Annotated in this window: 23 protein-coding genes and 1 pseudogene; 14 read left to right on the plus strand and 10 right to left on the minus strand. The window is 62.4% G+C overall.

Going from position 1 to position 22,572, the window contains the following annotated elements:
* Window position 1: 1 nt before the first annotated feature.
* Genes phnK through JO965_RS30080 form a run of 6 tightly spaced genes read right to left on the minus strand, consistent with a single transcriptional unit; the run spans window position 2 to window position 4,975 of the window.
* Window positions 2-784 (minus strand): phosphonate C-P lyase system protein PhnK, encoded by a 783-nt coding sequence (gene phnK, locus JO965_RS30060; RefSeq protein WP_203444565.1) that lies wholly within the window; start codon window positions 782-784, stop codon window positions 2-4.
* Window positions 781-1,650, minus strand: coding sequence for an alpha-D-ribose 1-methylphosphonate 5-phosphate C-P-lyase PhnJ (locus JO965_RS30065; RefSeq protein WP_246776959.1), 870 nt, complete (start codon window positions 1,648-1,650; stop codon window positions 781-783). The genes phnK and JO965_RS30065 overlap by 4 nt, the downstream gene beginning before the upstream one ends.
* Window positions 1,640-2,758 carry a carbon-phosphorus lyase complex subunit PhnI gene (locus JO965_RS48320; protein WP_246776960.1) on the minus strand — a complete coding sequence of 373 codons (1,119 nt, stop codon included), beginning with the start codon at window positions 2,756-2,758 and terminating at the stop codon, window positions 1,640-1,642. The genes JO965_RS30065 and JO965_RS48320 overlap by 11 nt, the downstream gene beginning before the upstream one ends.
* Window positions 2,755-3,351 (minus strand): phosphonate C-P lyase system protein PhnH, encoded by a 597-nt coding sequence (phnH, locus tag JO965_RS30070; RefSeq protein WP_203444567.1) that lies wholly within the window; start codon window positions 3,349-3,351, stop codon window positions 2,755-2,757. The genes JO965_RS48320 and phnH overlap by 4 nt, the downstream gene beginning before the upstream one ends.
* Window positions 3,348-3,845: a phosphonate C-P lyase system protein PhnG gene (phnG, locus tag JO965_RS30075; protein WP_203444568.1), complete on the minus strand. Its 498-nt coding sequence runs from the start codon at window positions 3,843-3,845 to the stop codon at window positions 3,348-3,350. Before phnG ends, phnH begins: the two co-directional genes overlap by 4 nt.
* Complete coding sequence (locus JO965_RS30080) at window positions 3,842-4,975, minus strand: alpha-D-ribose 1-methylphosphonate 5-triphosphate diphosphatase (RefSeq protein ID WP_203444569.1); 1,134 nt, start codon at window positions 4,973-4,975, stop codon at window positions 3,842-3,844. Before JO965_RS30080 ends, phnG begins: the two co-directional genes overlap by 4 nt.
* 264 nt (window positions 4,976-5,239) lie before the next feature.
* On the opposite strand from JO965_RS30080, the gene phnF (JO965_RS30085) reads away from it, so the two are divergent.
* The 11 genes and pseudogenes from phnF (JO965_RS30085) to phnF (JO965_RS30135) all read left to right on the plus strand — a co-directional run bounded on the left by phnF (JO965_RS30085) (window position 5,240) and on the right by phnF (JO965_RS30135) (window position 15,984).
* Window positions 5,240-5,992, plus strand: a complete 753-nt coding sequence (phnF, locus tag JO965_RS30085; protein ID WP_203444570.1) for a phosphonate metabolism transcriptional regulator PhnF — start codon at window positions 5,240-5,242, stop codon at window positions 5,990-5,992.
* 609 nt (window positions 5,993-6,601) lie between these two features.
* Window positions 6,602-7,780, plus strand: coding sequence for an ABC transporter ATP-binding protein (locus JO965_RS30090; RefSeq protein ID WP_203444571.1), 1,179 nt, complete (start codon window positions 6,602-6,604; stop codon window positions 7,778-7,780).
* Window positions 7,781-7,884: 104 nt separating this feature from the next.
* Window positions 7,885-8,752: pseudogene (locus tag JO965_RS30095) on the plus strand (carbohydrate ABC transporter permease).
* Window positions 8,749-9,579: a carbohydrate ABC transporter permease gene (locus tag JO965_RS30100; protein WP_203444572.1), complete on the plus strand. Its 831-nt coding sequence runs from the start codon at window positions 8,749-8,751 to the stop codon at window positions 9,577-9,579. Before JO965_RS30095 ends, JO965_RS30100 begins: the two are co-directional and overlap by 4 nt.
* Window positions 9,576-10,328, plus strand: a complete 753-nt coding sequence (locus JO965_RS30105; protein ID WP_203444573.1) for a DUF1045 domain-containing protein — start codon at window positions 9,576-9,578, stop codon at window positions 10,326-10,328. Before JO965_RS30100 ends, JO965_RS30105 begins: the two co-directional genes overlap by 4 nt.
* Before the next feature lie 32 nt (window positions 10,329-10,360).
* Window positions 10,361-10,903 carry a phosphonate metabolism protein/1,5-bisphosphokinase (PRPP-forming) PhnN gene (gene phnN / locus JO965_RS30110; protein ID WP_246776961.1) on the plus strand — a complete coding sequence of 181 codons (543 nt, stop codon included), beginning with the start codon at window positions 10,361-10,363 and terminating at the stop codon, window positions 10,901-10,903.
* A 13-nt stretch (window positions 10,904-10,916) separates the two neighbouring features.
* Window positions 10,917-11,924: a succinylglutamate desuccinylase/aspartoacylase family protein gene (locus tag JO965_RS30115; protein ID WP_203444575.1), complete on the plus strand. Its 1,008-nt coding sequence runs from the start codon at window positions 10,917-10,919 to the stop codon at window positions 11,922-11,924.
* A gap of 192 nt (window positions 11,925-12,116) precedes the next feature.
* Window positions 12,117-13,376, plus strand: a complete 1,260-nt coding sequence (locus JO965_RS30120) for an extracellular solute-binding protein (RefSeq protein WP_203444576.1) — start codon at window positions 12,117-12,119, stop codon at window positions 13,374-13,376.
* A complete protein-coding gene (locus tag JO965_RS30125; protein ID WP_203444577.1) occupies window positions 13,373-14,641 on the plus strand; it encodes an extracellular solute-binding protein in 1,269 nt (422 codons plus the stop codon). The genes JO965_RS30120 and JO965_RS30125 overlap by 4 nt, the downstream gene beginning before the upstream one ends.
* A 78-nt stretch (window positions 14,642-14,719) precedes the next feature.
* Entirely contained in the window at window positions 14,720-15,202 is a 483-nt protein-coding gene (locus JO965_RS30130; RefSeq protein WP_203444578.1) for an HIT family protein, read from the plus strand.
* A 53-nt stretch (window positions 15,203-15,255) separates the two neighbouring features.
* On the plus strand, window positions 15,256-15,984 hold the full coding sequence (phnF, locus tag JO965_RS30135) for a phosphonate metabolism transcriptional regulator PhnF (RefSeq protein WP_203444579.1): 729 nt from the start codon (window positions 15,256-15,258) through the stop codon (window positions 15,982-15,984).
* 58 nt (window positions 15,985-16,042) lie between these two features.
* Here the strand turns inward: phnF (JO965_RS30135) and JO965_RS30140 are convergent, their stop codons facing one another.
* Genes JO965_RS30140 through JO965_RS30155 form a run of 4 tightly spaced genes read right to left on the minus strand, consistent with a single transcriptional unit; the run spans window position 16,043 to window position 18,688 of the window.
* Complete coding sequence (locus JO965_RS30140; protein WP_203444580.1) at window positions 16,043-16,933, minus strand: endonuclease/exonuclease/phosphatase family protein; 891 nt, start codon at window positions 16,931-16,933, stop codon at window positions 16,043-16,045.
* A 12-nt stretch (window positions 16,934-16,945) separates the two neighbouring features.
* Window positions 16,946-17,215, minus strand: coding sequence for a hypothetical protein (locus tag JO965_RS30145; RefSeq protein WP_203444581.1), 270 nt, complete (start codon window positions 17,213-17,215; stop codon window positions 16,946-16,948).
* A 28-nt stretch (window positions 17,216-17,243) separates the two neighbouring features.
* Window positions 17,244-18,413 carry an alpha-D-ribose 1-methylphosphonate 5-triphosphate diphosphatase gene (locus tag JO965_RS30150; protein ID WP_203444582.1) on the minus strand — a complete coding sequence of 390 codons (1,170 nt, stop codon included), beginning with the start codon at window positions 18,411-18,413 and terminating at the stop codon, window positions 17,244-17,246.
* 47 nt (window positions 18,414-18,460) lie between these two features.
* Entirely contained in the window at window positions 18,461-18,688 is a 228-nt protein-coding gene (locus tag JO965_RS30155) for a hypothetical protein (protein WP_203444583.1), read from the minus strand.
* A gap of 350 nt (window positions 18,689-19,038) precedes the next feature.
* Between JO965_RS30155 and JO965_RS30160 the strand changes: the two genes are divergently transcribed.
* The 3 genes from JO965_RS30160 (at window position 19,039) to JO965_RS30170 (ending at window position 22,019) form a co-directional block, all read left to right on the plus strand.
* On the plus strand, window positions 19,039-20,316 hold the full coding sequence (locus tag JO965_RS30160; protein WP_203444584.1) for an ABC transporter substrate-binding protein: 1,278 nt from the start codon (window positions 19,039-19,041) through the stop codon (window positions 20,314-20,316).
* An 11-nt stretch (window positions 20,317-20,327) separates the two neighbouring features.
* Complete coding sequence (locus tag JO965_RS30165) at window positions 20,328-21,530, plus strand: polysaccharide pyruvyl transferase family protein (protein ID WP_203444585.1); 1,203 nt, start codon at window positions 20,328-20,330, stop codon at window positions 21,528-21,530.
* Window positions 21,531-21,809: 279 nt separating this feature from the next.
* Window positions 21,810-22,019, plus strand: a complete 210-nt coding sequence (locus tag JO965_RS30170; RefSeq protein ID WP_246777062.1) for a phosphonate C-P lyase system protein PhnG — start codon at window positions 21,810-21,812, stop codon at window positions 22,017-22,019.
* Window positions 22,020-22,572: the final 553 nt, after the last annotated feature.

The following is a 22,572-nucleotide window of genomic DNA, read 5'->3' on the forward strand; positions in this document are numbered from 1 at the left end:
ATCAAACCTGCAAGACGGACGAAACGAGAAGTTGCGTATAGGCCTGACGGGGATCCTCGAGGACACGATCCGTCAGGCCAGTTTCGATCACGCGGCCGGATTGCATCACCATCAGGCGATCCGACAGCAATCGAGCGACGCCGAGATCGTGCGTCACAATCACAGCGGCCAGATTGAACTCGCGGACGAGGCGACGGAGAAGATCGAGCAGCTTTGCCTGAACCGAGACATCGAGACCGCCCGTGGGCTCGTCCATCAGAACGAGTTGTGGATGGGTCACAAGACCCCGGGCAATCTGCAAGCGTTGCTGCATGCCGCCCGAGAATGTTTGCGGCAGATCATCGACGCGTATTGGGTCAATCTCAACGTTCCTGAGCCACTCCAGCGCGACGGTGCGCAAGGACCCGTAATGGCGGTTACCGCTCGTCATCAGCGGCTCCGAAATATTGCCGCCCGCGCTGACATCAAGCCGCAAGCCATCCCTTGGATTTTGGTGGATCAGGGATAATATCGAAGGAAGAAGCTGCTCACGCTCCGCCTCTTCCATGCGCCAGAGATCACGGTGGCCCAAGCCGGGTACTGCAACGGTGACGGTTCCGGTGTCGGGCGGCAGCGTTCCCGCAAGACATTTGAGCAGCGTCGATTTGCCGGATCCACTCTCGCCGACAATCCCCAGCACCTCGCCTCGGTGCAAGGAGAAGGAGATGTTCCGGCAGGCCGCCATACGGCCGAAGGTCTTGCTGAGACCTTCAACTTTCAAAATTTGCTCGGCAAAACCGGTCATCGGGACGCCCTCCCTGAACGGCGGTCGTTGCAATAGGACGTATCGGAGCAGATAAACTGGGTGCTGCCCTGATCATCGAGGAGAACTTCGTCCAGGTAACTGTCTCCGGCACCGCAGAGTGCGCAGCGTTCCTGCCACGTCTGCACCTCGAAGGGGTAATCCTCGAAATCCAGGCTACGGACATCCGTAAAGGGCGGAATCGCGTAGATACGTCGTTCCCGGCCAGCGCCGAAAAGGGCCAGCGCCCGGCTGCGGTGTAGCTTGGGATTGTCGAATTTCGGAATCGGTGAGGGCGAGGCGAGATAGCGGCCATGAACGCGCACGGGGTAATCGTGCGACATCGCGATGTGGCCATAGCGCGCGATGTCTTCATAAAGCCGCACCTGCATGAGCCCGTAGCGCGCAAAGGCGTGCAGCTTGCGGGCCTGTGCCTCCGAGGGAGTCAAGCGCCGCAATGGTTCCGGCTGCGGCACCTGCATGACCAGGATCTGATCGTCGCTGAGGGGATGCTCGGGAATTCGATGTCGGCTTTGAATGATCGTGGCCTCGGTAGTATGTTCCGTGGTGGCGACGCTGGATACCCGCGCAAAAAAGCGCCGGATGGAGACCGCATTGGTTGTGTCGTCGGCACCCTGGTCGATGACCTTGAGACGGTCGGAGAGGCCGATGATGCTCGCGGTCACCTGGATGCCGCCGGTGCCCCAGCCGGGTGGGAGGGGCACCTCACGGTCGCCGAAGGGCACCTGATAGCCGGGAATGGAAACGGCTTTCAGGATCGCGCGACGGATCATCCGCTTCGTCTGTTCGTCCAGGAAACCGAAGCTGTAATCTTCGTCCTCGTCGTTGAGTGCAAGATCATCGAGCATCTTCGTTCTCCATCCCTGCCGCCCGTTCTGCGCGCGTGTTGTAATCTTCGCGAAGTTGCCGAAGCAGTTGGAGCTCGGCTTGGAAATCCACGTAGTGTGGAAGTTTAAGGTGTTGGACCAGTCCTGAGGCTGCGACGCAATCCGAATGCGACAGGACGAACTCCTCATCCTGGGCGGGGAAGCGCCGTTCCTCGCCGAATTCTGCGCCGCGAAGCGCCCGGTCTACGACAGCGACCGACAGAGCCTTGCGTTCGCAATGCCCGAACAGCAATCCGTAGCCGCGGGTGTAATGCGGAAGGGTATCAGGCTTACCGACGGTCATATGGATCGTCCGGCACTCCGTGACCCGCACAGTGCCGATGCCGATGTCGAGATCGATTTCGGGTATCTCCATCACGACCGAAACGTCTCCGTGCCTCATTTCGGCGACGTAGGGATGGTTTCTGCCGTAGCCACGCATCGTCGAGTAGCAGAGGGCCATCAAGAAGCCTTCATCGCCGCGGACCAGGTTTTGAAGCCTCTGGTCGCGCGTTGAGGGAAATTTCAACGGCTCGCGCGTGAGATCGGCCACTCCGGAGCTATCGTCTGGAAGTTCCTCTTCGACGACATCCGTCCGGGACAGGAAGCCCGCATCATGGCGCAGATGCATGTCGTCCGATGTAAAGTCGGTCGACAGAGGCAGGCCATCCTCGTCTTCGGCTTCCTGCAGCAGCGAAAAGTCGAGCAGCCTATGGGTATAGTCGTACGTTGGCCCGAGGAATTGTCCGCCAGGAATATCCTTATGCGTGGTCGAAATGCGCCGCCGAACGATCATCGCCGCTGTGTCGAGCGGTCGAGTATAACCGAAGCGACGCATCGTCGTGCGGTACGCCCGCAGCAGATAGATCGCTTCGATAAGGTCGCCTTCCGCTTGCTTTATGGCGAGGGCAGCAAGCGTCGGGTCGTAAAGTGAGCCCTCATTCATCACCCGGTCGACCGCCAGGGAGAGTTGCTCGCGAATCTGGTCGACGGACAGTTCGGCAATCCTAGGGTCGCCGCGACGCCGCTTCGACAGGAGACGATGTGAGGCATCGATCGCCTTCTCTCCGCCTTTGATAGAGGTCATCATGAGAAAGTCGCCTTAATCGTACGGGGAAGACCGATGACAGATCGATCGTCGGCCAGGATGACATCGACACCGATCGGGTAGCTTGCCGCATTCTCGTTCCAGCGATGCCAGAACCAGCTCGGCAGACCAGCTGGTGTGACGGAGATGCTGGTTTCGATACCCGGGCCCGCCAAGGACACGGTGCTTCCGCCGGTGAGGGACGGCACTTGAAGAACCAGGGTCGCCGAGCGATCTGGATAAGCCGCATCGCCGTATGAAAACAGACGAAAATCGGTGAGGTTCTGCGGGCTTCCAATGATACCGAAGGCCGCCTGCTTGGGATCGGAGACGACGCGCGCGCCGGTGTGGAATCGCAAATAGCGCAATACAGCTTCTGTCGCGAGCGTAGCATCGAGCCAAACCGGAGTGGTATCGTCGAGAAGCGTGAGCGCAATTGCGCTCAGCGTCGGGCCTAATGGCTGAGGAGATGCCGGGGGCACAGGCAGCTCTACGATGGTCCCAGGCCGCGAGGTCGCGGAGAGCAGAGCCCGAAAGGCTTGCTGAGCCTCGTGAATCGGATTGCGGAACGGCGCGGAAATGACTTCGGAGTTCATTGGTCGTCTCCGCCGCGTGACAGCATGGTGAATTCGACCTTGCTGCTTCGGGTTTCCCTGACGATGTCCTGATGGCGGCGCCTTTTCCCTTCGGCAAGGCTGGCGATGCAGTGCGCGACGACATCCTGCCCGGTCGTTTTCTCATGCTGAAGCATCGCATCAAACAAAGCTGCCAAGGCGGCATGACGTTTGTTGCGTCCCATGACGTATGAAATGCCGATCTCGCCGGTGCCAATCTGCACGGTGCAGCGCGTCACAGTGACGTCGCCGAGATTGAACTGGGCCCCCGTACCGCTTGCCCTCCCGCGGATCATCGCCGAACCATATTCAGGCCGGCGGATCCACTGGAATGGCGGATGGGGAAGAGCCCGCCAATGGCTCTCGATCTCTGTCACGGGCGATTCAGCGAGCAGGGTCATCCATTCCGCTCTGGAGAAAGAGAGCTCGACGGCCGCAGCGGATTGGTCGTGCCGGGGAACGGAGCCGACGGTCATAGGATCTGACCTCCCGCCACCCAGACACTGCGAACGACCGGCGCCGCATTGACCTCGGCGACACGCAACAGATCCGCCCGTCGGCCAACGGCCACCTCTCCACGATCGGCCAAGCCGAAGAGTTCGGCTGGTCGCTTGCTGCCCATCGCAACTGCGTTGGCGAGACCGGGGCCATGCGGATCAGAGGCAAGCCGCCACAAGGCGTGGAGCAAGCTCGACGGGATATAGTCGGAGCAAACGATATCGATGAGACCCTCTTCGGCAAGGAGCTTGCCCGAGACATTGCCGATATGGGAGCGCCCTGCAACAATGTTTGGCGCGCCGATAATAGTCACCATTCCAGCCGCACGAGCCGCCTTGGCCGCTTCCAAAGTGATCGGAAATTCCGAAATCGAGAGTCCGAATTCTTTACTCTCGGCAATATGCGCTGCCGTAGTGTCGTCGTGGCTGGCAAGCGGGATCCTGTGCAGCCTGCAGAGCTCCACGAGCCTCCTGCGATTGTCTTCTGTGCAGTCGCTCGTGGTCGGAACGGCCGCGATTTCGGCCTCAATCACGGCATCGGCTACGCCTTTGCGGCGTTCCAGGCGCCGAAAGCGCTCGGCGTCTCGGCGGGCGCTGTCGTCCATGATCGTCACGAACCGCAACCGTGTATCATTGATATAGTCGGTGAACAGGTCAATCAGATCATTCTCGCGCGCATCACAGCGCAAGTGCAGCAAATGGTCGATCTTCAGCAGTCCCGCCTTGCGTGCTTCGCGCAGCCCGTCGATCATTAGCGGTAAGAGCTTGCGGCGGTCCGGATTGCCGACGGCGCCAACGATGAGCGAATCGAATACGGTCGTTGTGCCACTGGCGCAAAGGACGACGTCATGCGTCATCACGGCATTGACCGGATTCCAGAAGACGCCGCCACGCGGCATGATCTGCTTTTCCAGATGATCCGTGTGGACATCGACGAGACCGGGGAGTAGGTAGTCTCCGTCAAAATCGATCGAGCCCGGCGCGTGCGAGTGGGTGCGATCTAAGTCGGAGATGGTCCCGTTCTGAATGCAGACTGTCCCGAGAAACACCTCATGTCCCGTCACGATCCGGGCATTCGTGATCACTGTCTCCACGTTTGTACGCCGCATAGACGTCTGTTTCGGCGCCCGCTCTTTGAGCTGAAGTTCTGTCATTTTGGCTACCCTCGGTTCGGCTGAGCGACAGCTATGGGCGCTGAATGATGGTTCGGCGACAGTATCATGACAGTTGAGCAACGAAATCTGGACGTTTCTCCGATTCGTCCCTTGAGGACCCTTCCTATCCGGCTTCGATGCCTTGACACGGATCTCGCGACTGGCGCTCATTAGCCGTTGTGAATGTGTTTCACCCGATGCTCCGACAGGCAGGCTACGATGGCGTCCCCCGTTTCGGAAAAACCCACTCTGCACGACAGGCGAGGCGCTATTACCCTTTGGCAGATCGTTGCTAACGTGATCGAGAAAGATATCAAGGCGGGGCGATATAAGCCGGGAGATCGCTTGCCAACCGAGTTTGAACTTGCGGCACTATTCAATGTGCATCGCAACACGGTGAGACGCGCCATGACTGTGTTGCGCGAACGAGAGTTGTTACGGATCGAGCAAGGCCGCGGAACCTTTGTCAAGGAACGACTGGTCCGCCATCACTTGGGACCCAAAACCCGTCTGAGTGCTGCCTTACGGGATATCGAAAGGGTGGGAGAGCGTCGCTTCATCGGTACTCAGCGTGTGCGGGTCACCAAGGATCTCGCACGCGACCTGCGAGTTGCGCGGAACCGCTTTGCCCGCCGTGTCGATACGCTGACCGTCGTCGACAACATCGTGGTAGCAGCTGCGTCGAGCTATTTTCCCCTGCCGCGTTTTGAAGGGATTGAGAAGCTCATCGCAGAAACAGGAAGTTTCAGCGAGTCCTGGAAGCAGCTCGGCGTCCCCGATTACCATCGTTGTGAATCGCGGATTTCCGCCATAGCCTTGTCCAAGGCCGACGCAGAGTTGCTTGCGATGCCCCGGTCCCATCCAGCGATTTTCATCACGAACATCAACGTTGATGGCGATGGCGTGCCTATCGGCGTCTCACACACACGGATTGCGCCTCAGCATATGGAGCTCGTCGTTCGTTTCGATTGATGCATGTACGTTTGGACGAAATGTACAATATCCGTCAGGGTATCGTCGTCATCGTGACACCGATCCTTTGCAAGTTCGCGGTGCAGCCATCAACACAATTTGATGGTTCCGGCTGCCGGTTGGCACTCCATCACATCGGAGATTCCATGATGCGCAAATGGCCATATCTCGCGGCTGCAGCACTAATTCCCTTCGGAGCGCGCGCGGGTTCGGGAAGCCCTCTATATGGGTCAGTCCTACGACGTTAGGGGCCGGTTGAACGAAATCACCGTACCTTTGCCTCGTCATTTCAGGTGAAGATGACTGGATCTGCCCGCCGCATCTCTCTAGGGAACTTGCCAACGGGATGTCGGATGCGACCCTGCTTCTGATCCCGGGCTGCGATCATTATCCCATTATGCGAAACGCGAGATCGTTTTGGGTGCGATCCGCAATTTCCTGTCACAGGTGGAGGCGTAGGTACGAATCCCAGATTTGTACCGCTTCTGTCGCCGAATTGTCACCCAGCTGACGCGGATCTGTAGCGCTCAAGCCTTCTTGGTTATCCGCAAATTGGTTGGGCGGGGCTCAACCGCGCCGACAGGCAAAGTCAGAATATAGGGTTAGAACATGAGTGGAATTTCGATCGACCACATCAGGAAATCCTTCGGCCCGACATCTGTTCTGCGCGATGTCTCGTTGACGGTTGCGGATGGTGAGTTCCTGACGCTGCTCGGCCCCTCCGGCTGCGGGAAGTCGACGCTGCTGCGGATCCTGGCCGGGCTCGAGGTGCAGACCGGCGGCTCAGTGGCCATCGGCGAGCGGGCGGTGGACGGCCTCCGGCCGAAGCAGCGCGACGTGGCGATGGTGTTCCAGTCCTACGCCCTCTACCCGCATCTGACGGTGGCTGCCAACATGGCGCTGCCGCTGACGATGCGCCGGCTCTCGGCCCTCCAGAGGCTGCCGGGGCTCGGCCGCCTCGTGCCCGGAACCGCCCGGATCGCCGCCGAGATCGACCGCGAGGTCACCCGCACGGCCAAGTCCCTCGGCATCGGCCACCTGCTCGCGCGCAAGCCCGGCCAGCTCTCCGGCGGCCAGCGCCAGCGCGTCGCGGTCGGCCGCGCCATGGTGCGCCATCCGGCCGTGTTCCTGATGGACGAGCCGCTGTCCAACCTCGACGCCAAGCTGCGGGTGCAGATGCGGGCCGAGATCAAGGAGCTGCACCAGCGCCTCGGCGTCACCTTCGTCTACGTCACCCATGACCAGGCCGAGGCCATGACGCTGTCGGACCGGGTCGCGGTGATGCTCGACGGCGAGCTGCTGCAGGTCGCCCCACCGCAGCAGATCTACGCCGATCCGGAAGACCGGCGCGTGGCCGAGTTCATCGGCTCGCCCAAGATCAACCTGCTCGAGGCGGTGGTGCGGGAGAAGGGCCTGGTCGACGTGGCCGGCACGGTGCTGGCCGTCGACGGCAGCCGCGAACCCGGCTCGGCGCTGACCCTGGGCATCCGCCCGGAAGCCTTCCATCTCGCCGATCACGGCGGGCCCGGGGTGATCACCGGGGCGGTTCGGCTGGTCGAGCATATGGGCTCCGACCTTTACGTGCATCTCGACGTGCCAGGGACTGATCATCCCGTCATTGCACGTCTGCTCGCCGAACGGGCGCCGCAGATCGCGCCCGGCCAGACGCTGCATGTCGGCATCCGGCCGGACCGGATCCTGCTCTTCACCCGCAGCGGCCAGCGCGTGCGCGGCGAAGCGGCGTCCAGCGGGGCGTCCGTCACGCCGATCCGGGAGCGCGCCCGATGAGCAAGCCTCTTGCCCTCTCCGGCGCTTCCAACGAGCCGCCCGCGACCGGTGGCGCTCGATCGGTCCTATCTCCAGTCATCTCAGCCGCCCGCAGGCGTGCACTTATGGAAGCCCTGGCGGCCTGGATGCTGGCCGGCCCGGCGCTGGTGCTGCTGGTCGGCCTGTTCTTCCTGCCGGTCTTCGCCGTCGTGGGCATCGCGCTCACCGACTGGCAGTTCGGCGCCAGGACCTTGTCCTTCGTCGGCTTGGCCAACTTCCACGAGGTCTTCGGCGACGCGGGCTTTCGCGCCTCCTTCCTCAACACCCTCGTCTATGTCGCCCTCGTGGTGCCCGGCACCATCGTCCTCGGGCTTATGTGTCGCGCTGCTGATCGAAAGCGGCCAGTCCTGCCGCGCCTTCTACCGCGCCATCCATTTCCTGCCCTTCATGGCGACGCTCACCGCCATGGCGATCGCCTGGGAGGCGCTGCTGCATCCCACCATCGGCCTCGTCAACCAGAGCTTGGCCAGCCTCGGGATCCCGACCGCCAACTGGCTGCGTGACGAGACCACCGTGCTGCCGGTGCTGGCCGTGATCGGCATCTGGCAGAACCTCGGCTATGCCATGGTGCTGTTCCTCGCCGGGCTGAAGGCGATCCCGCAGGACCTCTACGACGCCGCCGACATCGACGGCGCCGATCGCTGGCTCGACCGGCTCACCACCGTCACCCTGCCGATGCTGGGACCCGTGTCGATGTTCGTGTTCATCGTCGTGGCGCTCAGAGCCTTCGAGACCTTCGACACGGTGCAGATCCTCACCCAGGGCGGGCCGGGCCATGCCTCCGAGATGCTGCTGTTCACGCTCTACCGCGAGAGCTTTGAGTATCTGCGCACCGGCTATGGTGCTGCGGTGGCCGTGGTCTTCCTCGTCATTGTCGTCGCCCTGACGCTGATCCAGGCTCGGGTCATGGACAAGAAGGTGCACTACCAATGAGCCGCCTCTCACCGCCCTCGGCCATCCTGCGCCATGCCGTGCTGCTCGTCACCGGTGCGCTGATCCTGATCCCGTTCGTCTGGATGGTGTCGCTCTCGCTCAAGCCGCCGGGCGAGATCTTCCGCGCCTCGTTCAGCGTCTGGCCCGAGCAGTTCTTCGGGCTCGAGAACTACACCAAGGCGCTGACCACGGCGCCGCTGCCGCGCTACATGCTCAACGGGGTGTTTGTCTGTGCCCTGATCGTGGCGCTGCAGGTGCTGGTCTGCGCGCCGGCGGCCTATGCCCTGGCCAAGCTCGACTTTCCCGGCCGGAGCCTGCTGTTTGCCCTGGTGCTGGTGGCCCTCATCCTGCCGCATGAGGTGTTGTCGCTGCCGCTGTTCATCCTCGGCTACCAGATCGGCATCCTCAACACCTATGCGGCATTGATCTTCCCGTATGTGGTGTCGCCGTTTGGCATCTTCCTGTTCCGGCAGTTCTTCAAGACCATTCCCGACGACGTGGTCCATGCCGCCCGCCTCGACGGGCTCTCCGAGCTGGCGATCGTGTGGCGGATCATGGTGCCGATGGCGCTTCCCGCCATCATCGCGTTTGCGATCTTCTCGGTGGTGGGCCACTGGAACAGCCTGTTCTGGCCGCTGATCGCGGTGCGCGAGCAAAAGCTCATGCCGCCGCCGCTCGGCATCATGGCGTTCAAGAACGAGGAGGCCGGCAACGATTACGGCCCGCTGATGGCCGCCTCCACCCTGGTGGTCGCGCCCCTCATCGTCGCCTTCCTCTCCGCCCAGCGCTGGTTCGTCGAAGGCCTCACCGGCGGAGCGGTCAAATGAGAAACGCCGAACAATCCGATCCGGGACCGGTCGCAACGGTCTCCCTATGTCAGTCTGGCGAGCCTCGCTACGCGATCTACTACAGCCCACCCGCAGAGCATCCCTTGACGCAAGCGGCTGAAGCTTGGCTGGGACGGAGCGCTTTCCGGTCTAACGATGATGTCCCCATTCGCATCGAGGACGAGATCAAGTTTGCCACGAGCGAGCCGCGCCGCTATGGTTTCCACGCGACCTTGAAGCCGCCGTTCCGCCTGGCCAAGGGCCGGAAGGTCGAAGAGCTTGAGCAGGCTCTCTCACGCTTCGCCAAGGATCGCGGGCCATGTCCGCTCGGCCGGCTTCAGCTTAGCGTGATGCGAGGCTTTTTTGCCCTTGTGCCGATGGATCCGATCCCGAGACTCCAGGCCTTCGCGTCCTCGATCGTCGAGACCTTCGATCCTTTCCGGGCGCCATTCAACGAGGCGGAGCTGCAGCGCCGCTTGACCGATCGGCTCGACGACGCCGAGACGACATATCTGGTGCGCTGGGGCTATCCTTATGTGTTTGATTGCTTCCGTTTCCATATGACGCTCACCAACAGGATTGCGCCCGACCGGCAGGCCGATGTCCGCGCGCGGCTACAAAAGCGGTTCGGCGCTCTGCTGGCCGAAGATTATCGCATCGACGCGTTGACGCTGTTCGAGCAGGCGCGACCGGATGCGGACTTCGTCGTCCGCGCGCGCTTCGCAATAGGGCAGGGGACTGTCACATGAGCGTGACAACACAGCGAAGAGGCCGGCTTGTCTTGGTCGTCGGGGCGAGCGGCGCGGGAAAGGACAGTCTGATCGATTACGCCAGGCAGCGCCTGAGCCATGAGAGCCGGATCCAGTTCGTCCGTCGAACCATCACCCGTCCGCCGTCGGTCGGCGAAGACCACGTGCCGATGGACGCCGATGGGTTTCGAAACAGCGTCGAGCATGGCGCATTCGCGCTCCATTGGGACGCGCATGGACTGCATTACGGACTGCCCGTCGTGATCAATGACTGGCTTTCGCAAGGTCATGTGGTCGTCGCCAACGGATCTCGCGCCATCTTACCGGAAGCACGCCGCCACTATCCGGATCTGCAGATCATCAACATCGTCGCATCACCAGAGATCCTCGCAAAACGCCTGGAAGCTCGGGGCCGCGAGGAAAGCGCATCCAGGCAGGCCCGCCTGGCGCGAAGCGTCCAGATCGACGCCAACGTCAAAGATGCGATCACAATCGATAACTCCGGAGAACTCTCCATCGCCGGAGATCAGCTGGTCAGCACTCTCGCGCCCGGTGTCAGTTCATTTGTAGGTTGAGGACACGTTAGATATGGCACTGAACGCCACCTTCGACCTGAATATTGATCTCGATCAAGATGGTCGTTTCGATGGTTATCTCCATGTAAAGACCGCGACCGAGCGTTCGCCGTTCGGTTGGTCGATGATCCCCGTGACCTCGGTGCGCAATGGAGCGGGACCATGCGCAATCATCATGGGCGGATGTCACGGCGATGAGTACGAGGGGCAGCTGGTATCCCGCTCCCTTCTTGCGGACATCCGACCTGAAGATGTGACGGGTCAACTCATCATTCTTCCTGCGGCAAATGCTCCAGCCGTCCAAGCCGGAACAAGGTTCTCCCCGGTCGATGGGAGCAACCTCAATGGTGTTTTTCCAGGCCGGGTCGATGGCACGCCGACGGAACGCATTGCGTGCTTTATTGAAACGGTATTGCTGCCTCGCGCAAGTGTCATGGTCGACATTCACTCAGGCGGGAAGCCGGTGGATTATGTCCCATCGACAATGATTTCCGGAGTGCTTGACGGTGAGAGAAAGCGCGAGCTGGTCGAATTGGTAAAGTCGTTCGGACTGCCGGTCGCGTTCTTCGTCGATAAGGCCGACTATTCACCATCGAGTGTCCTCGGCGCTTGCGACCGTGCAGGAGTCTTCAACATTTCAGTAGAGGTGGGCGGTGGAGGTTCAGTGAGCTGGCCGGCATTGGATATGGTTCGCAATGCTCTGCTCCGCCTGCTCAACCACCTGGGAATCATCCAGCAACAGTCGCATCAACAACCGCAACAGGTTTGCTTCTTGCGCAGGCTGCCGGTCAGCGCGACGGTCTGCTCGCCAGCAACCGGGTTGTTCGAGCCGCGCGTCGAACTGGGAAGCTACGTTGAAGCAAACCAATTAGCCGGATTCGTGCACAGCATAGAGATGCCGTGGTCCAAACCAATTCCTGTCAATTTCAAAGACGCCGGGTTCGTGTTGTGTCGCCGTTTTCCGGTCGAGACACGCGCTGGAGATGGCCTGTTTAAATTGGCGGTACCGGCCGAACTATGAGCATTTCGGGAAGCATCGTGATGGATAGCGCCAAATGCGTTTCGGGTGATTCTCTGATGCTTGGTGCCAGATCGAGAGACTCGCGCATTGCGGTCAAACAACCCCGGCGCATCTCTGGCGGGGCCGGTTCGGAAAATCTTCTAACATACACGGAGCGGCGTATCGATGCATATCACTCGTAGAAAACTACTCATGGCGGGAACAGCCTCGACCGTCGCCCTCGCGGCGCCCGGAATTCTCAGGGCCTCCGACAAGCTTACCGTCACACTTAGCCAGGGTGTGCCATCCTACCAGACGCTGCTTGCCGAACTGAGCGCGCAGTTCAAAGCCGAAAACCCGTCCATGGCTGTCAAATTCGTAGCCGACGGCGAGAACTGGGATCCGCTTCTCAACAACACGCTTCGCGCCTCGATGGTGGGCGCTCTTCCGGATGGCACCTGGCAGTCGCTGACTTACGCTGGCATTCTTGCCAATCGCAAGATTGCCCAACCGCTCAACGAGGTTTTTGGCAACGATAGCAAAAATCTCGAGGCCATGGGGCTGTCGAAGCCAATGATCGACGCGACAACGGTGGCTGGCAATGTCTATTGCCTGCCCTATGGTACGACCGTTCCGATCGTCTATTGCAACATGGATCTGCTCCGTAAGGCCGGCTATGCCAAGCCGCAACCGCCGAGCACCTGGGAAGAGATCTACGAGATCGGCACCAAGGTCGCCGAGATGGGCGACAACGTCAACGGCGGCTATATCGAATATACCTCGACCAACGCGTGGATCTTCCAAAACCTGTTGGCGTCCTATGGCGGATCCATGATGAATGACGCCAAGACCGCAATCGCCTTCGACGGAGCGGAAGGGCGGCAGGCGCTCGAAACGCTTTATCGGTTCGGCGACATCAACAAAACCGATATGACGATGGAGCAGGCGCGACAGGCATTTAAAGCCGGCGCAACAGCCATGCATATCCAGTCTGCGAGCGGTACGACGTCAGCGGCTAAAGCGGCGGCCGGTCGCTTCGAACTCGCCGTTTCGCAGTTTCCGGTAGCGAACCCGAACGGTCGCCTGGTTGGCGCTGGTCACGGTTTCTTCATGTTCACGAAGGATCCGGCGAAGCAAAAGGTCGTCTGGGAATTCATGAAGTTCGCAGTCCGCCAACAGGGTCAGATGATCCTCGCCAAGAACTCGGGCTATATGCCGATCAACTTGCTGGCCCTCAACGATCCAGCCTTTTTCGACGAGTATTTCAAAATCAATCCCTTCCATCGACCAGCTGTTGAGCGTCTGGCGATCACCGGAGATCAATTCTCATTCCCGAGCGACAATACGGTTAAGATCGTTCAGATGATGGCCGACGAGATGCGCGATGTCGTCACGCGCCGAACCAAACCTGAAGCGGCCTTGGAGCGGATGGCCACGCAGACCCACAAATTGCTTGGAAGGACTTCGAAATGAACAGGCGCCTCCTGTTGATCGTTGGTGCCGTCGGCTTTCTGGCTTGCGCCACCTCATCCGATGCCGAACCGATCACACTCCATCTGACCCACGCTTTTCCCAGCCGGGACAGCCTTTTCCTGAGACCCATCGCCGAGCGGTTCATGCAGGACAATCCCGACATCAAGATCGAACTGGAAGCCAATGCCACAGACTGTCCGGCTCTTTTGCAGCAGTTGCTCCGCGATGCCGTCACGGGTGCATTGCCCGATGTCGTTTCCTCGGTCTGCTACACGGACATGCCTGCTCTAGCCGAGCGCGGCATTCTGACGCCGCTCGACAACCTCATCTCAGGTGACTCGGGCTGGAAGGATGTGGGTGTTGAACCGGGCTCTCTGGCTACCACCACCTGGAAGGGGCATGTCGTCGCGATCCCGCAGTCCGTGTCCGCCAGCATCGCCTACTACAACATGAGCCTGATCCGGAAGGTGCGACCGGACCTGAACAGCCTCGAGCTGTCGTGGGATGACATTCTCTCCATCGCGGCCGATCTGCGCAGGACTGAACCTGGGATCATACCGCTGTTCTTCGAATACTATGCGGACAGCTACAACTGGTCGTTCAACTCCCTTGTCGCCAGTCATGACGGGGACGTGTTCACCGCGGACGGCAAGATCGGCTTCGATTCCCAGGCGGGTCGAGACGCCCTGAAGCTGATGCAGCGGTTCGGTCAGGCCGGCATGGTCGATATGACGGCCGAGCAGGCCCGACAGGCATTTGCCTCCGGGAGGATTGGAATCTATTTCGCCTCGAATTCGAGATTGAACACATTGACGGCCAACGCAGGTCCGACGCTGGATATTCGGACCGGTCCATTTCCGCAGTCCGCCAAGGATGGTCGATTGGCATCGGGAGGTGGCGGCATGGCGATCACGACCAAGGACCCGGCCAAGATCGCGGCCGCCTGGAAATTCCTGAAGTTTGCTTCTGGCCCGGAAGCACAGACTCTGATCGTCAAGGCCACCGGCTTGACGCCGGTCAATACCGTCGCCGTACAGGACCTCTCCTATCTTGGCGAGTACTATAATGCCAATCCGAACGCTCGTCCTGCCATCGAGCAGCTGCCGCGGATCAAGATTCAAAACCTCTATCCGGGTCAGAACGGTCCCCGGATCACCACCGTCATCCGCGATTACCTGCAGAGTGTCGTAAATCTCAAGCAGACCCCAGAAGAGGTGATGCCCGAGATGGTACGCGACGTCACGAAACTCCTCCCGAAATCCTAACGCTCGCCATCCGCGTCGTCGCGCCGCTGGCACCGCGGGAGGGCGCGGCAACACCTCAATGAAAGAAAGAAATCTATCATGGTTCTGGAAACCTATTCCCGCCAGGAGCTTCTGCAGTCGATCGATGGCGCGGACGAGGGTCACTTCGTTGCCGAACTCGAAACCGGTTATCTTTCGCTCAGCCGCAACCGCCAGTACTTCAAGGGCTATTGCTTCTTCGCCGCCAAATGCAAGGCGCGCGAGCTGCACGACATGCCTATGGATATTCGCGCGCGTCATCTCGTCGAAATGGCGATGGTCACGGAAGCCGTACAGCTTGCGTTCAACGCCAAGAAGATGAATGTCGCCTTCTTCGGGAATTCCTTTGCTCACGTTCACTGGAATATCGTGCCGCGTTACGGCACCGATCCGCTTCCGGAAGACTCGATCTGGACCATCGACCGAGCGCTGATTGAATCGCATTTCCTCTCGGAGGAAGAGTTGTCGAACGTGAAAGCCACTCTGCGGGCGGCTCTGTCAAAACTTTCTGAGCGCGATCAGATTCCGGTCTCCTTCGCTTAAATCGGCAATTCCAAAGAAGCAGCGGGCCGTCGTCAAATGGCGGAGACAGCGAGATGAGCAGCGAGGAGCGACCGAAGCTGACGCTCTGGCGGCGCGTCCAGCAGGACATCGAACAACAAATCCGCGACGGACACCTGCCGCCGGGGACGCGTCTGCCCACCGAGGGCCAGCTTGCTGCCTCCTTTGATGTGCACCGGCATACGGTCCGGCGCGCCATGGCCCGGCTCAAGGAGAAAGAACTCGTCACCGTCGTCCACGGCAAGGGCGCCTATGTGGCGGATTACCAGATCTGCTACCGCGTCGGCCGCGCAACACGCATGACCAACGCGATCCTGCGCACGGGTCGGAGCGCGCAACGGCGGGTATTGTCGAGCACCGAAATGCAGGCCGGCAAGCGGCTGGCGGCCCTGCTCTCGCTGCCCGTGGGGCATCCGATCTGCCGTGTCCGAACCTTGCGGGTGATCGATGAGCAGCCGGTCTCCTTGACCACCTATTTCTATCCGCTGCCGCGCTTCTCCGGCATCGGCCGCTCGATCGCCGAGACCGGATCGGTGTCCGAGGCGTTGAGCCGCTACGGCGTCACCCAGATGCTGCGCAACGACATGCAGATCCGCGCGTCACTGCCGTCGGTGCAGGAAGCGAGGACCTTGCGGATCGGGCGCAGCAAGCCGCTGGTCGAGCTGCTCAGCGTCAGCCTTGATGCCAGCGGCGTGCCGGTCCAGCACGTCCACGGCAAGATCGTGTCGGAACGCCTCGATGTCGTGGTCTCACTGAATGACTAGGGGGTGACGCCCGCGGCATCGCCCCTTTCCAACAGGCTCAGGTCTGTCGGTCGACCCCTTACTCCATGGTGACGATCACCGGATAGTGGTCGGAGCCCTCGGCGTCGTAGCGCACCTCGGCGGCGGCGACGCGTTCGGCGAGGCTTTCGCTGATGAAGCAATAGTCGATGCGGCGGGACCGGTCACCGCTGGTCGCGCCTTCCACCTCGCCTCGACCGATGCCGGCCTGCTCGTCATGGCCGGCGGCGACCCAGGCGTCGACGAAGCCACCGAGCCGCGGCACGCGGGTCCAGCGGTTGCCGGTGGCGCCGGCGATGGCACTGTACGCCTCCCCGCTCGGTAGCAGATTGAGGTCCCCTAGCAGCACCGCATTCTCGGGCACTGGTGCGAGCGCCGGCTCGGAGGCGAAGCTCGCATCCTTGGGGTGCGTGCCGCTGAGCGGTGTGCCTTCGCGTTGCGCGCGGTGGTGGATGTCGAGCATGAACTCCAGCTGCAATTTGCGCTGCGGCTCGGACAGATGGCACAGATGAGTGTTGTAGACACGGAGCGGCCCGAGCGGCGTGTCGAGGCTCACCTCGATGAGCGCCTTCTGGATGTCGAGCTTGGGATCCGACGCGCCATATTTCGGCAGCGGGAAGTTGCGCACCGTCAGGATCGGATAGCGCGACAGGATGATGTTGCCGGAGCGGCGGCGCCGGCCGCGCACCACCGCGCCTGTCACGGCATCGCGCTTGACCACCTCGACGCCGGGACCATAGGCAAGGTCATGCTCGGGCATCAGCTCGCGGATCAGCTCGACCTGGTCGACATTGCCGGAGCGGTCCCAGTAGCTGTCCACCTCCTGCAGGCCGATGATGTCGACCTCGCGCACGGCGTCAAGCGCGCGGACGAGATCGCAGCGGCCGTCGCGTCCGACCCCGAAATGAATGTTGTAGGTCGCTAATTTCATGGGCGTTGCTCCTCATGCAGGTGTCCGGAAAGGCGTGTCGGTTTCAGTGGCCAGCGGGCTCGGCGTCGGGCCGGCCGGGAAGGCGCCGGTGGCCGGTGACGGCCTCGCAACGGCGGAGCGCGTCCAGCCCGATCTGTCGGTGTGAGGAGTTCGCCCGGCTCCTCGCGAAGGCGTTTGATCTCCTCCCAGCCGCAGGCGCAGCCAGCCGACGCGCCGCCAGCCGCGCAGGTTCGGGCGTCCTTCGCCGAGCATGTCGGAGACGAGAATGGTCGTCGACACCATCGGAATCTCCCTGCTTGGAGGCTTGCCTTCAGAAGACCCGGCGGCCTTCGGACCAGACGCCGCGCAGCGCCGGCTGCCCGTCGATCATCGCGACGTGGAGCAGATCGGCGCGGCGGCCGGGCGCGAGGGCACCACGGTCCTCAAGCCCGAAGGTCTCGGCCGGCCGGGCGCTGACCAGCGCCGTCGCCTCGGGCAGGGGCATGCCGGCCTCCGCGAGCAGGAAGACGGCGCGCAGGAGGCTGGAGGGGATGTAGTCCGAGCACAGGATCTGCACCGCGCCGGCCCTGGTGCGCTCGCGCATCGACAGGAAGCCCTTGTGCGAACGGCCGAACACCACGTTCGGCGCCCCGGCGATCAGCGTCATGCGCGCGGCGCTCGCCGCGTCCATGGCCTCCGGCGTCACCGGGAACTCGGAGATGGTCATGCCGAGCTCCTGCGCCTCGTCAATGTGCCAGGCGCGGGTGTCGTCATGGCTGGCGCAGGCGATGCCGCGCGCGCCGAAGGCCTCCACCAGCGCCCGCCGCCGCGCGCGCAGATTGGCGGCGCCGTCGGCGTTGCTCTCCTCTTCGAGGGCCGCCAGGCGGGCCCCGTCCTCGACGCCGCGCGTGCCCATCACGAAGCGGAAGCGCTCGCGGTCGCGCGGTGCGCTGTCTTCCATGAGGGTGCCGAAGACGAGCTGGGGATCGTCGAGATAAGGCGCGATCACGTCGACGATGTCGGTGCGCGGCACTTCGCAGCGTAGATGCAGCCGATGGTCGGCGCGCAGCAGCCCGTACTGGCGTGCCGCGTCGAGGCCCTCGATCATCATCGGCAGTGCCTTGAGCCGGTCCGGCTTGCCCATGGCGCCGACCACCAGCGAGTCGAACACCGTGGTGATGCCGGCGGCGATGACGAGCGCATCATGCGCCAGCACCGCCGAGACCGGATCCCAGAACACGCCCGGCCGGGCTACGATATGCTTCTCCAGATTGTCGGTGTGGACGTCGATGAAGCCGGGCAGCAGGTAGTCGCCATCGAGGTCGAGGCCAGCCCCGGCCTCCGCCCGCGTGCCCTCGGCGATCACCGCGATCCGCCCCTCTTCCACCGTGAGCGCGCCGGCGACGACGGTCTCGCGCGTCACGATGCGGGCGTTGCGGATCGTCCAGCGTGGAGCGATGGCAAAGGACGAGAAGCGGTCTTCGATGGAAGTCTCAAGCATGGTGCAGCAACCGAAGAGAGGGAGTGGAGGAGAAGCGAGGCGCCGGATCAGCGGGCGCAGTCATAGCTGCTGGCAGGGATCCAGAAGGACATCTTGATCCCGGGACGGGCGGCTTCGAACTCCCCGGCGATGCGCTCCAGGACCGGCTTGCAGTTGTTCGGATAGGCGTAGAACACCTGAAGCGTGGTCTGCGCCCAGGCTGCCGGTCCGAAGACCGCCGTGCCAATCAGCCACGCGGCGACGGCCAGCGCCGTTCTGAGACCCGGAATGCACATGCGCTTTCTCCTCATCGTTGAATGTCGGCGTCCGTTGGATGCCCACCGGATGTGACAATTGAGTGAAGACATGCACGGCGACGCGCAGATCACTGCGCGAGTGGTTGGTGTTTCGCGCATCGGAGCCGAAGGTGAACGGTGGGCGCGAAGGTTTGGCGGCTCGGGCCGCTTGCTTCCATGGCGCAACACGGCGTGGATGATGCGCGCAGTCATCCTCAGCCGCAGGCGAAACTGTCAAGCGACTGTCATCGCCGCGGTGCCAACTGCCCGACGACAGCCCATGCCTTTCGGGGGACAGGGTACCCTTTGGCGAGCCCGATGCCGGGCCGCGTAGTCGCGGGAGAGTGGAGATGACATCCTTGAACCTGAAGGGAGCCGGCAGGGCTCTGGTGGCGGGCGCGCTGCTCGGCTCGCTCGGGGCGGGGCCGGGCCATGCCGAAGACGTCAAGCTCGAGGTCGCCTTCGCGGTACCCCATCACCGGCAGATGTATGACGAGTCGACGCCGCTGTTCGAGACAGCCCATCCCGGCATCAAGCTGCGCTTCCTCACACCGGCGGTCGACTACGACGCGCTGGCGCAGGACACGCTGCGCCAGTCCATCGCCGGCTCCCTGCCGGACGTGATGTTCCACGGCTATGCCCGCGTGAAGCTGATGGCCGAGCGTGGCCTCGCCGTGCCGCTCGACGACATGCTCGCCGCCGATGGCGGCCCCGAGGCTCTGGGCTATGCGCCCGCCAGCCTCGATGCCTGCCGCTATCAGGGCAAGCTCTATGGCATTCCGTTCACCACCTCGATGCCGATCGTCTATTTCAACGCTGATCTGGTACGCAAGGCGGGCAGCGATCCCGACCATCTGCCGTCCGACTGGGCGGGCATCCTCGAACTCGGGCGCAAGATCGACGGGCTCGACGGGCCGATCCAGGGCGCGGTGTTCGACTACAAGGGCAATGGCAACTGGTCCTTCCTGGCCCTGCTCTCGAGCCTCGGTACGGAGCCGATGAACGCCCAGGAGACCCGGCTCAACTTCGACAATGCCCAGACGCTGCGCGCGCTCCAGATTATCCACGACTTCGGGCGGAGCGGACAGGTCGACATGACTCGCAACCAGTGGCGCCAAGCCTATGCATCCGGCACGCTCGGCATCTTCGTCAACACCAGCAGCATCCTGACCGAATATCAAAAGCAGATCGGCGATCGCTTGGAGATCCGCACCATGCCCTTCCCGCTGGAAAGCAAGGATGGCCGGGTGCCGGTCGGCGGGGCCTGCGTAATGATGTTTGCCAAGGCCCCGGCCCACCAGCGCGCGGCCTGGAACTACCTCAAATTCATGACCGGCCCCGTGGCCCAGACCATCGTGGTCAAGTTCACCGGCTACATGCCGAACAACCTCAAGGCGCTCGAGGATCCGACGCTGCTGGGCGAGTACTACCGCGACAATCCCTTGCAGCTGACCGCCGTGAAGCAGCTTCCCGTCGCCACCGCCTGGTACTCGTTCCCGGGCGACAACGGCGTGCGCATCTCGAAGGAGATCGAGGAGGTCCTCAACCGGCTCGGCACGCTGAAGATCACCCCGGCGCAGGCGCAGCAGGAGCTGATCGACCGCGTCTCGCCGCTGCTGCCGCATTGAGGCCCGGACCCATGTCGCACACCACGCGCATCTGCTTCGGCTGGCGGCCAGGAAATTCCCTGCCGCGGCCGGAAATTGCCGGCCTCCCCGCCGGCGGCCTGCCGCGCTCCGCCGATCCGACCTACGGCGCCCTGGCGCGCGATTTCCGTCGTACCGGCAATAAGGGCTACATTGTCGTCGGCGAGGCGACGGCGCGGCTGTTCGCCTGCGATCGCGAGGCGAGCGCCTTCGTCGACCTGCCCGCGCTGGCAGGCCAGCGCGGCATCCCGGCGCTGGCCGAGGCTGTCAGCCGCGCCTTCGACATGATCGTGCTGCCCACCGCCTACGAGATCGCGCCCGGCCGGGATTTCGAGCCGCTGGTGAGATTGTTGGAACGGCTCGACGTGCCGGTCGTGACGCTGGGTCTCGGCATGAACGATGATGGGCTAGCGATGGAGGATCTTCATCCGAGCCTGCGCCAATTGCTGAGCTGGCTCAATACTCATGCGGCCCTCTTTGGCGTGAGAGCCGACAGGACGGCGGCATGGCTGCATGACAACGGATTGCGGCGCGCGGTCGCGCTGGGCTGTCCGAGCTTGCATCTCTATCCCGACGCGATCGCACGGTTGCAACCGCTCCAATCCTCGCCGGCACAGCTGCGCATCGCCACTGGCGGCTATGTCCTGCGTGACCACGACCGCGCCGCTGCGCTCAGCGCCCTGCTGGACGGGCAGAACGTCAGCTATTTCGTGCAGGATGAGATTTTTCATCCCGGATTGTTCGCCGAGGACGATATCATCAGTGACGACACACGCGGCATCCTGCGGAAGGAAAAGGTCGAGCAGGCGATAACGGATTGGGGTGGCTTTTCGCCGAGCTTCAACCGCTATTTCTATTTCGACGCGCTCGATACCTGGCGCCAAGCCATGGCGGGCCATGACGTCTTCATCGGCGACCGCTTCCATGGTGGCACCGTGGCGCTGCAGGTCGGGTTGCCGACAGTGATGTTCACGCGCGATGTGCGCGCCGACGAACTCTCGCGCTTTTACGGCATTCCGCAGGCTGGACTTGGTGTGGATGGCTCGAAGGCTCTAGCGACACTGATCGCCGAGGCGCTGAGCGCGGAATCGCTCGCCAGGTTCAAGGCGACCTTCGCGCAGCGTGATGTGGCGTTCTGGGACGCGATGGCCAGCGTTGGCCTCATTCAGGCGGCTCCGCGGGCAGCGGCCGCATAAAGCTCGTACCAGTCTCCACCTCGTCTGCAGATCTGGCGCACGCCCGCGCGTAGAACCGTGGGCAGGCCCCGTGCGGCGCGCATTTGCCGCCAGTGAGGTGAAGCAACCGCAGGAAGTCGACGATCGTGTCCGAGACGACCTCCGTATCCCAAACCAGCAGCCGACGTGACCCGGCCTTCGTCCCGAGTGGCTGGACCGCCGGAGCTGGATCTCCACCTTGGCGCTTGCCCTTTCGCCTAAATCGACGCGCTATGGGAGGCGCTCCCTGGCAAGTCAACCATCACCTGGCTAAAGGGGCCGCAGCACGGCGCCGCCATGGTGCGCGGGCGCCCCGGTGGCACGGCTGCGAAGTTCAATCTGGAGGAGATGACGGTCACACGCTGCGTCGCGGAGTTCTCAACCGGCGAGATCGGCGTCGCCTATGTGGTGGGGCGCAGCCGCCGACACGCCGCGCTCGCTGCGGTGTTCGACGCGATGCTGCAGCGGTAAGAAAAGACGAACGGTCCGATCCGCCGAGGCATCGAGCGTCTCGGCTACGGGATCGTCGAACGTCGCCGCCGTGCCGCCGCCGAAGCGGCGCGAGCAAGGTCGACTTCAACATGCTGGTGCAGGGAGCGGGGGCATTACGGCAGCCGATGCCCTGCTGGCAGCGCCATTCTGCAGGCTCTCTGGCATTGTCACAGCAACGGCTGACGGGTCAGATCGATGTGCAGTAGGGTCGGGGCGTGCAGCCCATCTCATATGTGCGCCACCAGTTCCCGCCCGAGATCACCCGGCACGCGATCTGGCTCTATCTGCGGTTCACCCTCAGCGGGCTCCCCTCCACGTTATAGCCCCAGGCCGACAAAGTCGCTCAGAACCAACTTGTTAAAAAAGGTGGGGAGTCCCATCAGCTCTTGTTCCGCCCCAACTTAGAATGTAGTGATAGCGGTCCCTTAGCGCTTTAAGACACCCGATCTATTCCAATCAGATTGCGCCCAACCGCGCATCGCAGCGGGGCCTGTGTGACGTTTACTCTGGTTCGAGAGCGACGCTAGCCATG

The sequence above is a fragment of the Microvirga sp. VF16 genome, from assembly GCF_016864375.1.
GTDB lineage: Bacteria > Pseudomonadota > Alphaproteobacteria > Rhizobiales > Beijerinckiaceae > Microvirga.